The 15,365-nt window shown below is 69.1% G+C and carries 8 protein-coding genes; all 8 read right to left on the reverse strand.

The window, feature by feature from the left end:
- Positions 1-208 precede the first annotated feature (208 nt).
- Entirely contained in the window at positions 209-1,921 is a 1,713-nt protein-coding gene (gene nagE / locus EDF69_RS09925) for an N-acetylglucosamine-specific PTS transporter subunit IIBC (RefSeq protein ID WP_132883743.1), read from the reverse strand.
- On the reverse strand, positions 1,918-4,410 hold the full coding sequence (gene ptsP / locus EDF69_RS09930; protein ID WP_132883794.1) for a phosphoenolpyruvate--protein phosphotransferase: 2,493 nt from the start codon (positions 4,408-4,410) through the stop codon (positions 1,918-1,920). Before ptsP ends, nagE begins: the two co-directional genes overlap by 4 nt.
- Positions 4,411-4,495: 85 nt before the next feature.
- Entirely contained in the window at positions 4,496-5,632 is a 1,137-nt protein-coding gene (gene nagA, locus EDF69_RS09935) for an N-acetylglucosamine-6-phosphate deacetylase (protein WP_132883744.1), read from the reverse strand.
- Positions 5,629-6,678, reverse strand: a complete 1,050-nt coding sequence (locus tag EDF69_RS09940) for an SIS domain-containing protein (protein WP_132883745.1) — start codon at positions 6,676-6,678, stop codon at positions 5,629-5,631. Before EDF69_RS09940 ends, nagA begins: the two co-directional genes overlap by 4 nt.
- Positions 6,679-6,718: 40 nt before the next feature.
- Positions 6,719-7,462: a copper homeostasis protein CutC gene (locus EDF69_RS09945; RefSeq protein WP_239555418.1), complete on the reverse strand. Its 744-nt coding sequence runs from the start codon at positions 7,460-7,462 to the stop codon at positions 6,719-6,721.
- Positions 7,462-9,783 (reverse strand): GH92 family glycosyl hydrolase, encoded by a 2,322-nt coding sequence (locus EDF69_RS09950; protein ID WP_132883746.1) that lies wholly within the window; start codon positions 9,781-9,783, stop codon positions 7,462-7,464. The genes EDF69_RS09945 and EDF69_RS09950 overlap by 1 nt, the downstream gene beginning before the upstream one ends.
- Positions 9,784-9,854: 71 nt before the next feature.
- A complete protein-coding gene (locus EDF69_RS09955) occupies positions 9,855-12,164 on the reverse strand; it encodes a S9 family peptidase (protein WP_132883747.1) in 2,310 nt (769 codons plus the stop codon).
- A gap of 1 nt (position 12,165) precedes the next feature.
- On the reverse strand, positions 12,166-15,318 hold the full coding sequence (locus tag EDF69_RS09960) for a glycoside hydrolase family 2 TIM barrel-domain containing protein (protein WP_339538198.1): 3,153 nt from the start codon (positions 15,316-15,318) through the stop codon (positions 12,166-12,168).
- Positions 15,319-15,365: the final 47 nt, after the last annotated feature.

Below are 15,365 nucleotides of genomic sequence, written 5' to 3' on the forward strand. Positions count from 1 at the left end.
CCCCGGCGGAGGCCGGGGCCCAGTTGGGATAGCCTCAGCGATCTACGCAGGACGCGCACAAGCGCACTTACAGCTGGTGCGTCTGAAGACCCTGGGCTCCTGCCTTCGCAGGAGCACGGAGGGGGCGGACCGGCACCCGATCTTCGACGGCTACAAAAGGGGCGGCCCCGCAATCGCGGCGCCGCCCCGTAGATCGGTTCCACGAACCTCAGCGCGCGAGCAGCACGTCCAGCTTGCCCGGCGCAACCACCAGGTGCGCGACGCCTTCCGCTGGCAGCGCGACCGCGCGCACGCCAAGCGCCGCCAGCGCCGCCTGCTCCGCGCCGCCGTTCTCGGCCAGCTCCACCCGGATGCGGTTGCCGTGCACACTGACCGCGCAGACGTTCTCCACGCCGCCTAGCGCGGCGACCAGCGCAGGCGCCAGCCGCGCGTCGCCGGCCTCGGCGACTGCCGCCTCGGTGGGTGCAAGCGCGATCGGCATCGCCAGCGCGTCGCGGATCTCGACCGCGACCACGTCCGCGATCGGCCCCAGCACGACCTGCACCGCCTTGTCCGACGGCCGGATCACGCCCCGCGCGCCCAGCGCCTTCAGCGCAGGCTCGTCCACCTTCGCCTGATCCACGACGATCAGCCGCAGCCGCGTCGTGCAGGCGCCGACCTCGCGGAGATTGGCGGCACCGCCCAGCGCCTGCGCGAACGCAGCGCCCCGTCCGCCTGCGGCGACCGGCGCAATCGCTGCGGCGCCCGGCACTTCCGGCTCCCGGCCCGGCGTCTTCAGGTCGAAGCGGCGGATCACGAAGCTGAAGATGCCGTAGTAGAGGGCGAAATAGACCAGCCCCACCGGGATCAGCATCAGCGGCCGGGTCGATTTGCCGTAGTTCAGCGCATAATCGAAGAAGCCGGCCGAAAAGCCGAAGCCCAGCTTCACGCCCACCACGTCCATCAGCGCCATCGACAGGCCGGTCAGCACCGCGTGCACCGCGTAGAGCACCGGCGCCAGGAACATGAAGCTGAACTCGATCGGCTCGGTCACCCCCGTCAGCATCGAGGTTAGCGCCAGGCTGAACAACATGCCGCCCACCGCCTTGCGCCGCTCCGGCAGTGCCGTGCGATACATGGCGAGGCACGCCGCCGGCAGGCCGAACATCATGACCGGGAAGAAGCCGGCCATGAAGCTGCCCGCAGTGGGGTCGCCGGCAAAGAAGCGCCGCAGGTCGCCGTTCGCGCCCTCGAAATCGCCCAGCACGAACCAGAAGACGTTGTTCAGGATGTGGTGCAGCCCGGTCACCAGCAGCAGCCGGTTGAAAAGGCCGAAGAGGAACAGGCCCACGCCGCCGGCATTGGCGATGCCGTGGCCCATGGTGTCGATACCGCTGCTCAGCGCCTGGAAGCTCGTGCCGACGATCACCGCCAGCACCAGCCCCGCAACCCCGCTCACGATCGGCACGAACCGCCGACCGCCGAAAAAGGCGAGATACTCGGGCAGCTTGATGCCCGAAAACCGATTGTAGAAGATCCCGCCGACGAGGCCGGAGAGAATGCCGATCGGCACGTCGAGCCGCGCGATCGCCTTGGCCTTCCAGGCCGCGCTCGCGATCTCGGCGGTGGCCGCGTCCATGCCCTGGGTCGCGTCGCCTGACACGATCAGCAGCACCTTGGCCGCCTCGGTCGCCACCAGGAAGCAGACGATGCCGGCGAGACACGCCGCGCCATTGCCGTCCCGGGCATAGCCGGTGGCGACCCCGATCGCGAACAGCAGGCCCAGGTGCGAGAACAGCGCATCGCCGGCCGCGCTCAGGAACGCGATGCCGAGCAAGTCGGGCTGCCCCAGGCGGAGCAGCAGCCCCGCCACCGGCAGCACCGCGATCGGCAGCATCAGTGCGCGGCCGAGCGGCTGCAGCGCTTCCAGGATCGACTTCATGCGCGGAACTCCCGGGCGAGGATGCGGACTTCGGCTGCCGATCCGCACTGGAGCGCGGCAGCGGCATGGGCGCGGCACGCGTCCATGGACAGGCTGGCGACCAGCGCCTTGATTTCGGGTACCAGCGCCGCGGTGGCGGACAGTTCGGTGACGCCCAACCCTACCAGGATCGGCACGGCGAGCAGGTCGGAGGCGAGGCCGCCGCATACGCCGGTCCAGCGATCGTGGCGTGCCGCGCCGCGGCAGGTCTCGGCAATCATGCGCAGCACGGCCGGATGCAGGCCGTCGATCGCGCCTGCGACCGCCGGGTTCCCGCGGTCCATTGCCAGCGCATATTGGGTGAGGTCGTTGGTGCCGACCGACAGGAAATCCGCCTCCCGCGCGAGCAGGTCGGCGGTGACCGCCGCGGCCGGAGTCTCGATCATCACGCCGACGCTGACCGGGTCGGCGATGCCCAGTTCGGCGCGCACCCGGTCGACCACCTCGCGCACCCGCCGCAGTTCGTCGATCGACGCGATCATCGGCACCATGATCCGGCACTGGCCGATCGGCTGCACGCGCAGGATCGCGCGGATCTGGTCTTCCAGCAGCTGCGGATGGGCAAAGCCGACGCGGATGCCGCGCAGCCCCAGCGCCGGGTTTTCCTCCGCCGGGATCGGCAGATAGGGCGCAGGCTTGTCGCCGCCGATGTCGAGCAGCCGCACGATCAGCGAGCGGCCACCCAGCGCGTCGGCGATCGCCTGGTATTCGGCCGTCTGCTCGGCGAGGGAGGGCGCGGTCTCGCGCTCCAGGAACAGGAATTCGGTTCGCAGCAGGCCGCAGCCCTCGGCACCGTTCGCGACCGCCACTTCGGCATCGGCGCGCGAGCCAAGGTTCGCGAACACCTCGATGCGCTCACCGCCGGCCATGTGGCAGGGCGCGGCGGCGTTCGCCTGCGCCTCCAGGCGCCGCGCGTGCCGCTCGGCCACCAGCGCGTGCGCCTTCGCCAGCGTGTCTGCGTCCGGCCCGATCTGGAGCGAGGCCGCATCGGCGTCCAGGATCAGCATCGATCCCTCGGCAATCTCGTGCAGCGCCGGGCCCATCGCGACCAGCGCAGGCAATCCCATGCTTGCTGCCAGGATGGCGACGTGGGACGTCGGCCCGCCCTTCTCGACGCAGAAGCCGACGACATTCGCGGGATCGAGCGCCATCAACTGGGACGGCAGCAGATCCTCGGCCAGCAGGATCGTGTCGGGCGGGAAGGCGATCGGCGCGTCTTCGACCCCCATCAGAAGCGACAGGATGCGGCGTTCCAGGTCGCGCATGTCGTCCGCGCGCTCCGCCAGATGCGCGTCGCCGGTCGCGCGCAGTGCTTCTGCCTGCGGCCGGATCGAGGTGCGCCACGCCTGGCCGGCGCTGGCACCCGCCGTGATCGCAGCGGCTGCGGCACGGCGCAGGTCCTCGTCCTCCAGCATCGCACGATGTGCGGCCAGGATCGAGCGGCGCGCGCCGGAAGCCGTCGCCGCCTCGGCCTCCAGCCGCCGTCCGAGCGTGCGCAGCGCTTGGTCGAGCCGTGCCTGCTCCTCCTCAGCGCCGACGCCGACCGGGTCGATCTCGATCTCGGCGAGGTGGAGCGTGCGGGCATGACCGATCGCGAGCCCCGGCGAAGCGGTCACGCCCGCGAGCCTGCCGTCGCTGGAGATGACCGACGCCGGGGCAGGGGTCACTGCCGGCTGCGGCGACGCCGCAGGTGCCTGCTGCGGGTCCGCAGCCTCGCCCATGCCGCTTGCGATCAGGGTTACGATCGCGTCCACCGCCGCTTCCGCATCAGCGCCGTGCGCCTCGATCCGGACGAGGTCGCCTAGTCGTGCGCCGAGCGTCAGCAGCGCGACGGGGCTGCGCGCATTGGCGCTACGCTCGCCCTTGATCACCGAGAGTTCCGCGGAGAAGCGGACCGCCGTCTCGCGAATGCGGGCTGCCGGCCGTGCATGGATGCCATGCGCCAGCGGCAGTTGCAGTTCGCGCGCCACCACCTCGCCCTCATAGACGGCCGGCGCTTCTGCTGCGGAGGCTTGCTGCGGGACGAGGGCGAAGATCGGATCCCCGACCGCGACCGGCCCCTCTGCCTCCCCGAGCGGGGACACGGCGTATCGATCGCTGTCGAGCAGCAGCACCGGCGTGATCACCGATGGTGCGCCCTGGACCAGCAGGTCCAGGTCGAAGCGGATCAGCGGGTCGCCCCGGCGCACGCGGTCCCCGGCGGCGACCAGCGGTGTGAAGCCGCGCCCCTCGAGGGCGACCGTATCGACGCCGACATGGATCAGCACCTCGGCGCCTTCGGCCGCTGCGATCGTCACGGCATGGCCGGTCGGCTGCAAGGCGCGAATGGTCCCGTCGCAGGGAGCGTGCACCGTGTCGCCGGTGGGATCGATTCCCACGCCCGCGCCCAGCATGCCCTGCGCAAACACGGGATCCGGTATTTCCGCCAGCGCGCAGCGCCAGCCCTGCATCGGCGCGTGAAGGACGATGGAGCCCCCGGCCTGTTCGTCGATCATCTCGGTCGGCGTGGTCGTGCTCAGGGCGTCCTCCAAGGGGTCAGGCGATGGGTGCGCCGGCGATCCACGTGCCTGCCGGCTGCAGGTCGTGGGTGAGGCAGACCCAGTCCGCGCGCAGCCCGGGCGCGAGCGCGCCGCGATCGTGCGAGAGGCCCAGGAACGCCGCAGGGGCGGTGGCGGACATGACCGCGGCTTCCTCCGGGGTCACCCCGACACGGTCCACGACGTGGCGGAACGCCCCGGCCATGTCCAGCGCGGAGCCGGCCAGCGTCCCGTCCGCGCCCAGGCAGCAGCCGTTCTCGACTCGGATGGTCTGGCCGTGCAGCACGAAGCTGTCGACGTTCGCGCCGACGCACGACATCGCATCCGTCACCAGCAGGAAGCGGTCGCGCGGATGCGCGCGCATGGCGATGCGCAGCGCCGCATCGTGGACGTGGAAGCCGTCCGCGATGATGCCGCAATAGACGTTCTGATCGTCCAGCGCCGCACCGACGACGCCGGGCTCGCGGTGCTTGAGCGGCGACATCGCGTTGTAGAGGTGGGTGACCCCGGTCATGCCGGCGGCGAACGCCGCGGCGACGGTGTCGTGGTCGGCGTCGCTGTGGCCGACGCTCAGGATCACGCCCGCCGCGGCCAGGCGGCGGATGTCCTCGTGCGACACCATCTCGGGTGCCAGCGTCAGCAGCACCTTCCCCAGGCGGCGGCGGGTGAGCAGTTCTATCAGTGCGTCGTCCAGCCGCCGGAACTTCTCCGGGTCGTGGATGCCCTTGCGGGCGGCGTTGATGATCGGGCCTTCGATGTGGACGCCCACGCACCCCGGCACGCCGGCCGCGATCGCTTCCTCGGTCGCGTCCAGGGCGCGGGCGATCGCCTCGGGCACGTCGCTGATCAGCGTCGGCAGGAAGCCCGTGGTGCCGAACGGCGCATGGCCGCGGCCGATCGCATCGATACCCTCGACGGTCGGCGCGTCGTTGAACAGCACGCCGCCGCCACCATTCACCTGCACGTCGATGAAACCCGGCACGATCCAGCCGCCCGCCAGGTCGATCTCGCGCTCCGCCGCCGGCGCCGTCGCGTCGATTGCGGCAATCCTTCCCCCTGTCAGGGTGAAGGTCGCGCCATCGAGGGTGCCGGCCGCCGTCACGACGCGGCCGTTGGCGAAGCGGATCGTGCTCATCGCGTTTCCGTAACCTTGCGCAGGTGCTGCGGGCGATCCGGGTCGAAGCCGCGGGCCACCGCCAGCGCGTTCGTCATCAGGTAGAAACTCTGCACCATCAGGATCGGCTCCACCGCGGGATGGCCTGCGATCGCGGGAAGCGTCGCCGCTTCCCCGGCCCGGGCATCGGCCAGGCAGACGCGCGCGTCCCGGCCGGCGAACTCGACCGCTGCCTCACGCACGCTGTCGCCCGCGGCATCCGAGGTGGCGAAGCCCAGCACCGGGAAGTCCTTGCCGACGATCGCCATGGGCCCGTGCCGCACCTCCGCGGCGCTGAACGCCTCGGCATGAAGGCCGCAGGTTTCCTTGAACTTGAGCGCCGCTTCCTGGGCGATGCCCAGGCTGTAGCCGCGGCCGATCACGAACAGGTTCCGCGCGTCCACCAGCGCGTCCTTGGCCGCACTCCAGTTGAGGTCGCGCGCCTGTTCCAGGCCGGCGGGCAGCGCCGCCAGCGCGTCGCGCAGCGCCGCGTCCTGGCTCCAAGCCGCGACGATCGCAGCGAGCCCGGCGAGCGAGGCGATATAGGACTTGGTCGCCGCGACCGACGTCTCGGGTCCGGCCTTGAGGCCGATCAGCGTGTCGGCCAGGCCTGCAAGCGGTGAGCCTTCGTCGTTGACCAGTGCCACCACATGCGCGCCCGCCGCCTTCTGCGCCCGCACCGTCTCCAGCAGGTCGGGGCTGCGCCCGCTCTGCGAGATGGCGATGCACAGGAAGTCGCCCGGCGCGACCGGCGCGGTGAAGATGCTCGCCACCGATGGCGCTGCCGAGGATACGGGCACCCCGACCAGCGTCTCGATCAGATACTTGCCATAGGTGGCGGCGTGGTCGGACGATCCGCGCGCGCACGTCACCACCACCTTCGGCGGATTCGCGCGCAAGGTCTCGCCTAGTGCCGCCAATGTCGATGCATTGTCGCCCAGCAGGCGGCGGACCGCATCCGCGGCTTCGCGCGCTTCGCTTGCCATCAGGGTGGCGCGCGCGTCCACCATCGTTGCCCCTTGTTCCATGCCGCGGACGATAAGTTACAGATTGGTACTGTTCAAGGTCCTATCGTAGCGGAGAGAAAATCTCCTTGAGACGGCGTACCCGCTCCGGGTCGGTCCGCAGCCGTGGCCCCGTCTGGAACCCGAAGCGGCGCTCGATCTCCCCGGCATCCTTGCCTGGGCTGCGGCAGGAGGCGTGGAGCTCGCGGACCCCCGTTGCCAGGATCGCCGGCGCGCACGCCGCATCGATGCCGCTGCCCGGCAGGATGCCGACGCGGCCGTCCGCCTGGCGATGAAGTTCGGCCAGCATCGGCAACGCGTCGACGGCGCGCGGCTCCCCACCCGAGGTGAGGATGCGATCGAACCCGAGTTCCACCGCTGACTCCAATGCGGCGGGGAGGTCCGGGCAGAGGTCAAAGGCGCGATGCAGCGTCAGCGAAAGCCGCTGGCCGCGTGCTTCGCCGGCTGCGCGTGCGTGCGCCACCAGCTCGACGAGCAAGGGGATGTCGAGCCGCCGGTCCGGCGCGCTTGCGCCGATCACCACGCCCGCCAGGCCCGCCTGCGCGGCAAGGCTGATGTCCTCCGCGATCAGCGCCGCTTCCGCCGCGGTGTAGCAGAAGTCGCCGTCGCGCGGGCGGGCCAGCAGGTGCACGGGGATGGGTGCCTCCGCCGCCAGCCGGACCAGCGAGGCGGGCGGGGTCAGCCCACCGACCGACAACGCCGCACACAGCTCGATGCGATCGGCTCCGCCCGCGACGGCGGCCTCGATGCCTGCGCGTTCGTCGATGCAGACTTCCAGCATGCCCATCAGCGCTTCGCCGTGCTCATCGAATAGGGCCGGGCGCTTGCCGCCTTGCCCCAGCTGCGGTTCGGCGTCGCCTGCATCACGAAGCGGAGCTCGCCGCCGGCCATGATCTCGTCGTGGCGCAGATAGGTACGCGGCAGCGGCTTCCCGTTCAGCAGCACGTTGCCGACGTAGAGGTTGGCATTGCTCAGCCCCTTCGTGACGACGGTGAAGCGCTTGCCGTTCGGCAGGTTGAGCGCGGCGCGGTCCACGAACGGTCGCCCGATCACATATTCCAGGCTGCCGGGCGTCACGGGATAGAAGCCGAGGCCGGTGAACATCAGCCATGCCGACATCTGCCCCAGGTCGTCGTTGCCTGACAGGCCGTCCGGCGTCGGCTTGTACTGGCTATCGACGATCTGCTTCAGCCGCGCCTGCGTCCGCCACGGCTGGCCGGCATGGGCGTAGAGATAGGCGACGTGATGGCTCGGCTCGTTGCCGTGAATGTACTGGCCGATCAGTCCGGCGATGTCCTCGGCATGGCTGTAGTCGAGCTTGGAGTTGTCATACTCGAACATCGCATCGAGCTTGGCGACCGTCTTGGCATCGCCGCCAAGGGCGCGGAACAGCGCCGCCTGGTCCTGCGGTACGAACCAGCTGTACTGCCAGGCGTTGCCTTCGGTATAGTCGGACCCATAGTTGATCGCGGTGGGATCGAAGGGCGTGCGGAACGCGCCGTCGCTCTTGCGCGCGCGGACGAAGCCGGTCTTCGGATCGAAGCTGTTCCGCCAGTTGCCGGCGCGCGCATAGAAGCGCTTTGCCACGTCCGTGCGACCCAGCTTCTCGGCCATTCGCGCGATGGTCCAGTCGTCGTAGGCGTATTCGACCGTCTTGGACGCCGCCTCCGGCTCGCGGTCGATCGCGACATAGCCGAGCTTCTGGTAGTCGCCTAGGCCGCCATAGGGCGCATAGGTCGCGCTCGCGACCATCGCGTCCAGCGCCTCGTTCGCATCGAAGCCGCCGATGCCCTTCATGTACGCATCCGCGATCACCGGCACCGCGTGATAGCCAATCATCGTCCAGGTCTCGCGCCCGTGGAACTGCCACACCGGCAGGATACCGTCCGGGCTCGCCTTCCGGCTGGCGATCAGCGAGCGCACCATGTCGCTGTTGGCCTGCTCCGGCGCGACCAGGGTCAGCAGCGGATGCTCGGCCCGGAACGTGTCCCACAGCGAGAAGGTCGAGCGGAAGGTGAAGCCGTCCGCCCGGTGCACCGCATTGTCCGGCCCGCGATAGCGCCCGTCGACGTCGCCCGCGACCGACGGGGCAATCAGCGTGTGATAGAGCGCGGTATAGAGGTTGCGGCGCATCGGGGCAGGGGCGTCGATCTCGACTGCCGACAGCGCCTTCTCCCACGCCCCGCGCGTGGCGCTGCGCACCGCATCGAACCCGCCGCTCTCGCTGTCGAGGTTGGCGATCGCACCCGCCTCGTCCACCGACGAGATCGCGACCTTCACCTCGAGCGGTGCATCCAGGTTGCCGAAGTCGAGCCGCCCGACCAGCGCCTGGCCGCTCCGCTCCGCCAGCGCGTCGCTGCCGCGGCCCGGTGCCTGGAAGCCCTTGTACTTCACGTCCTTCTCGGTGCTGACAAAGGCATGGCTCTTCACCGGTGCCGAGAAGCGCATCGCGAAATAGAGCTGGCGCCCGGCCGCCCAGCCGCGCGTCGTGCGGGAGCCCGTCACTGTGCCGTCCGGCCGCATCCGCAGCGACGACCAAAGGATCTTGCCCGGGTAATTGTAGAGGGAGCTGCGCAGGTCGAGCAGCAGGTGCGCCGCCTTGTCCGCGCCAAAGGTATAGCGATGGACGCCCACGCGCGTCCCCGCCGTCATCTCCGCCCGCACGCCGGGATCGGTCAGCGTCACCGCATAATAGCCGGGCTGCGCCACCTCGTCCGCGTGGCTGAACCGCGAGCGATAGCCGGAGCCCGGCTGCTTGGGATCGCCCGGCTCCAGCGGCACCGTATCGCCTGCGGCCGGCATCACCAGGAAATCGCCCAGGTCCGAATGGCCCGCGCCCGAAAAGTGCGTTTGCGAGAAGCCCTGGATCGTCGGATCGTCGTAGCGATAGCCCGCGGCATGGCCGTAGCACTCGCGGATCTCGCAACCCGTGTCGGTGTCCGGGCTCAGCTGCACCATCCCGAACGGCGCCACCGCGCCGGGAAAAGTGTGGCCTTCGCCGCCCGTGCCGATCCGGGGATCGACGTCGTCATAGCCGTTGGCGAGCAGCATGGGCATTGCCAGCGCAAGCGCGGCAACGGAGGCGAAGCGGGTGCGGAGCCTGTTCATGACGCGAGTGTAACCAGCGCGAAGCTGGACGGAAGAGCCCGCGACGAAGATTCCACAATTCGTTTGCCGAATTACTCGGCGCGACGGCTCGCGTTCCAGTTCGGCGTCTGCTCTTGGCGCAGCTTCCGCACGAAGAAGTCGAACTGGCGCCGCTGGACATAGTCGATCGGCCCGGTCGACCGCCCGACACTGTGCTCCTCGTTCGGAACCACCAGCAGCTCGAAGTCCTTCCCCGCGCGGATCAGCGCGTCGGCGACCTGCATGGTCGAAGCTGGATCGACGTTGCTGTCCTGCTCGCCGACGATCATCAGCAGCTCGCCCTGGAGCTTTCCGGCATGGTCGGCGCCGGAGGCTGCCGCGTAGCTCTCGTCCACCGGCCAGCCGAGCCACTGTTCGTTCCAGCTGATCTTGTCCATGCGGTTGTCGTAGCAGCCGGCATAGGCGACCCCCGCCTTGTAGAAGTCGGGATGGAACAGCAGTGCGTTCAACGTGCTCTGGCCCCCGGCCGAGGCGCCGTAGATGCCGACGCGGCTGATGTCGTAGGAAGGATCCTTCGCCGCCAGCGCCTTGTGCCACAGGATGCGATCGGGAAAGCCGGAGTCCGCCAGGTTCTTCCACGCAACGTCGTGGAACGCCTTGGAGCGGTTGGCGGTGCCCATGCCGTCGATCTGCACCACGATGAAGCCGAGGTCCGCCTGCGCTTGCATGCCGATCACCTTGTCGCCGCCCGAATGATAGCCGAACGGCCAGAACGCCTTGGGCACGAAGCTGTCGTGCGGCCCGGCGTAGATGTTCTCGATCACCGGATAGCGCTTGGTGGGATCATAGTCGCGTGGGCGCACGATCAGGCCCCAGATGTCGGTCTTGCCGTCGCGGCCCTTGGCAACGAACGGCTCGGGCGGGCGGAAGCCGGCGGCGGTGAGGCGGCTGATGTCGCCACGTTCCAGCGTCGCGATCAGCCGACCGTCGCGCGCGTCGTGCAGCTCGGAGACGTTGGGCAGGTCCACCCGCGAATAGGTGTCGACGTAGCGCGTCATGTCGGGCGAGAACCGCACCTCGTGGGTCGCATCGGCGGTGGTCAGCGCCACCAGATTGCGGCCGTCGAAGTCCACTCGGAAATAGTGCTTATAATACGGGTCCTTGCCCGGATGCATGCCGCTCGCCGCGAACCAGATCTGGCGCGTGGCATCGTCGACGTGGACCACCTCGCGCACGACCCAATTGCCGCGCGTGACCTGGTTCTTCACCCGGCCGGTGCGGCCGTCGATGACATAGAGGTGGTTCCAGCCATCCCGTTCCGACGTCCACAGGATCTCCTGGCCAAGCCCGCCGACGTCATGGCTGAACCGCCGATCCCAGTAGAAGAAGGTCTTGGCATCCTCCGTCACCGCCGCATGGGCCGCGCCGGTCTCGGCATCGATAGAGATCACGCGTGCCTGCTGGTGGCCGCGGCGCAGATACTCGAGCGCAAAGCTGCGGCCGTCCTTGCGCCATTCGACGTCGGAGAGTTGATAGGGGTTGGGGAACAGCGTGTCCGGCACCTCGATCCGCCGCCGCGCCGCGACGTCGAACAGCACCGGCCGCTCCTGGTCCACCGCGTCGCCGGGCTTGGGGTAGAGCTGTGTCCGCACCTGCGGCTGGAGCGAGTCCGGCGGCGCCGCGGCCACACGCGTGACCTGCCGCTGGTATCCCGGCCGCACCCGATAGGCGACGAGCCGCCGCGAGTCCGGCGACCAGCGGATCGTCTCGGGATCGTAGAAGTCGCCCGGCGTCCCGTCCGTGCTGAGGGCCACCGCATTGCTACCGTCGGCGCTGCGCACCACGACGTTATCGTCCACCACCAGTGCCTCATACTGCCCATCGGGCGAGCGGCGCGGGTAGTTGTCGGCAGGGACGCTCAGGTCGCGCACCACGCCGAAGCCGCGCGGTCGGCCGCGATCCTCCGCTTCCTGCTTTCCGCAGCGGTAGGTGGCCAGGTCGCACTGCCACGGCTCATAGCCGATCGCGAAGCGGATCGTCGCGCCCTCCCCGAAGGCAAAGCTTTCGAACGGCAGTCGCAGCGGGTCGACCTTGCTGCCCGTCGCCTGCCCGAGCGCGGCCGCCAGCCGCGCCGCATCGAACGACGGCGTCTTGGCAAGCGTCTGCGCATCCACGGTCACGAAGGCGAAGCCGCCCTCCACCGTCTTCCGATAGGCGAAGCGGCGCCCGTCCTCGCTCCAGGAGGCTTCCCCCGCCACATCGCGGGTTAGGAACATCCAATCCTGGCGCAGGTCGATCGAGCGTTCGAACGCCGCGCGATCGGGTGCGCCCGCCAGCGCCGGCACTGGCATGGCAACGAGCGCGGCAAGGGCGGCGCCGGCGAGCAGCTTGGAAAGGATCATGTCAGTTCCCGGAGGCTTCGGGGCGGATCTCGAACGTGAAGCTGCGCGGCTCGAGCGGGATGCGGTATTTCACATGCGGCCGGCCATCGAGGTTCCAGCCGGTATCGCCGCCGACGCCCGTCTGTACCGCGTCGATCAACAGCGTACCGTTGCCATGCACCCGAATGTCCGAGCTGTGCGCCTCACCAACCGGCTTCATCTCCAGATCGGAATAGGGGAACGCCAGCGCATTGACCGACAGTGGCTGCGCGCCGGTCGCTCGTACGCCACCGGCCTTGCCCGACAGCGCCACCCAGCGCACGTCCTGCTTGGCGCCGGTTTCCTGCGGCCGGATATAGTCGTGATATTGTTCAGCGAGCGTGCCGGAATGCACGGCGATCAGTCCACCGGTCTTGCGATCGGAATAGGTCTCCTGCGGCCCGCGCCCATACCATTGCACCTGGTCCAGCGCCGGAGGCGTCGCAAAGGCAAGGCCGATGCGAAGCGGATCGGGCAGGTCGTCGCGCAGCGGCACGAAGCGCGCCTCCACCCGCACCGCGCCGTCCTTCGCCATGCGATAGCGCGTCTCGAACCGCACCGCGCCCGCGCCGATGTTGTAGCTGACGGCGATCGCGTCCCCCTCGATCCGGGCGGACGTCAGCGTCCGCTTCTCGGAGAACAGCTTCCACATCGCATGCGTCTTGGGAATGCCGGTGCCGATATCGTTGTCGGTCGGTGCCCGCCAGAAGTTCGGCGCACCACCCGTCAGCAGCTCGCGCCCGTTCGCCGCATAGCGCCCGAGCAAGCCAGTCTTTGCATCCACCTCCAGCACCGCACCGGCTGCAGCCAACTGCAGCGTGCCCCCGCGCGCCACCGGCTTCACGCTCGTACCCGCAAAGGCGGGCAGGGGGCTCGACGGACCCTCCAGCGCGAACTGCTCCCACGCCATCACCGTGCCTTCCGGCACCATCGGCACCGTGCCCGCGCCGGCATGGGCGCGCAGCACCACGCGATATTCGGCGTCCGCCTTGGTCCGCGGCGGCAGCCCGATCTCCATCGGCGTACGCGCCCCGGCCGGGGTCGCCCGCGCCGTCGCGTCACCGCGTGCCACGGCAACGCCGTTCTCCAGCAGTTCCCAGTCGAAGTGGAAGCCCTCCAGCCCGATGTGGTCGTGGCGGTTCACCAGCGTGAAGCGGCCGGCGCGTGCGTCCACCGCCTCGAATGCGATCGGGGCATAGACCTTCGCGACCTCGAAATACTCCGGGTCCGGGGTGCGATCCGCCTGGATCACCCCGTCGCCGATCGTGCTGTCGTCGCCGATCGGGCTGGGGCCATAGTCGAACCCCTGCGCCCAATAGTCGCGCCCGTTCTTGTCCTTGCGCAGCATCGACTGGTCGACCCAGTCCCACAGGAAACCGCCCTGCAGCTTCTTGTGGGCGCGGATCACGTCCCAATAGTCCTGAAGATTGCCCAGGCTGTTGCCCATCGCATGCCCGTATTCGCACTGGATCATCGGCTGGGTGAATTCCGGCGAGGTCGCATAGTCGACCATCTTCTCGATGTCGTCGTACATCGGCGCATAGACGTCGACGTAAGCGTTGGGGTCGTGCCGCCAGATCAGCGTGCCCCAGCCGAGATAGTTGAGCAGCCGGCTCGGATCGCGCCGCTTGGCCCAGCGCCCCGCCGCCTCGAAATTCGGCCCAATACCCGCTTCGTTGCCGAGCGACCAGAAGACGACCGAGGGGTGGTTCTTGTCGCGCTCCACCATGCGCTGCACCCGGTCGAGGTGGGCGGCTGCCCATTCCGGCTTGAAGCCCAGCTGGTGCTTGGAGCGATCGGGGCTGGAATTGCCCATCGCCATATAGGTGTGGCTCTCGATATTGGCCTCGTCCATCACGTAGAGACCGTATTCGTCGGTGAGCGCATACCAGCGCGGATCGTTGGGATAGTGTGAGTTGCGCACCGCGTTAACGTTGGCGCGCTTCATCAACTCGATGTCCTTGCGCATGCTCTCCTCGGACAGCACGCGGAAGGTGTGGGGATCATGCTCGTGGCGATTGACGCCGCGGATCATCACCCGCTTGCCGTTCACCCGCACTTCGTTGTCGACGATCTCGATCGTGCGAAAGCCGATGCGCTGCCGCGTCGCCTCGATCACTTCGCCCCTGGCGTCGAGCAGTTCCACCACCAGCGTGTAGAGATCCGGCCGCTCCGCCGACCAAGTGCGGATGCCGGGCAGAGTGGCCTGCACCCGCGCGGTCCGGTTCGCGCCGGTCACGCCGACCTCCCGGGTCAGCAGCGCCGTCTCGCCGTCGAGGACCGTCGCCCGTACCCGCGCCGGAGCCTTCTTGCCCGCAAGCTCCACGGACAAGTCGAGCGATCCGTCGCGATAGTTGTTGGTCAGCCCCGCGCGCGCCTCGAAATCGCGGATGCGGGTTTTTGGCGCCGCGTACAGCGTGACGCTCCGCTCGATGCCGCTCAGCCGCCAGAAGTCCTGGTCTTCGAGATAGCTGCCATCGGCATAGCGATAGAGTTCGATCGCGACGACGTTGCGCCCCTGGCGCAGGTGCGGCGTCACGTTGAACTCGGACGGGAGCTTGGAGTCCTCGCTGTAGCCGACGCGCTGGCCGTTGACCCACACGTAATAGGCCGCACCCGCCGCCCCGATCGTCAGGAACACGTCGCGGTCGGCCCAGTCGGCGCCGACCTCGAACTCGCGGCGATAGGAGCCGACCTCGTTCATGTCGTGCCGCACCCACGGCTGGTTCGCCCCGAACGGATAGCCCGCTCCGCTGAAAAGCGGCTGGCCATAGCCCAGCGCCTGGAGGATGCCGGGCACCTTCACCGTCTTCCACCCAGACACGTCATAGTCGGGGCGGTAGAAATCCTTGGGCCGCGCCTCGGGATTGGGCGAAAAGGCGAACTGCCACTCGCCGTCGAGCGACCGGTGATAGCGCGACTGCTCGGGCTTGTCGGCGAGTGCTTCCGCCCGCGTGGAGTAGCCGCGGAAGGTCGCGTGCGCCGCTTCCTTGCCGATCTGGAAGACCCCGGGCTGCTCCCACTCCGGGCGCGCGGGGTCGGCGGCCGCAGCGGGCCCGGCATGGGCGGAAACCGCCGCCAGGGCGGCCACCGCCAGCGTTGCAAGAAGCGCGGTGCGGCGGCGGGCTGAGGTCACGGTCGTTCCTTTGCGATGCACGTCATGCACGCAGAGGCGATCCGCTG

The sequence above is a fragment of the Sphingomonas sp. JUb134 genome (assembly GCF_004341505.2).
GTDB lineage: Bacteria > Pseudomonadota > Alphaproteobacteria > Sphingomonadales > Sphingomonadaceae > Sphingomonas.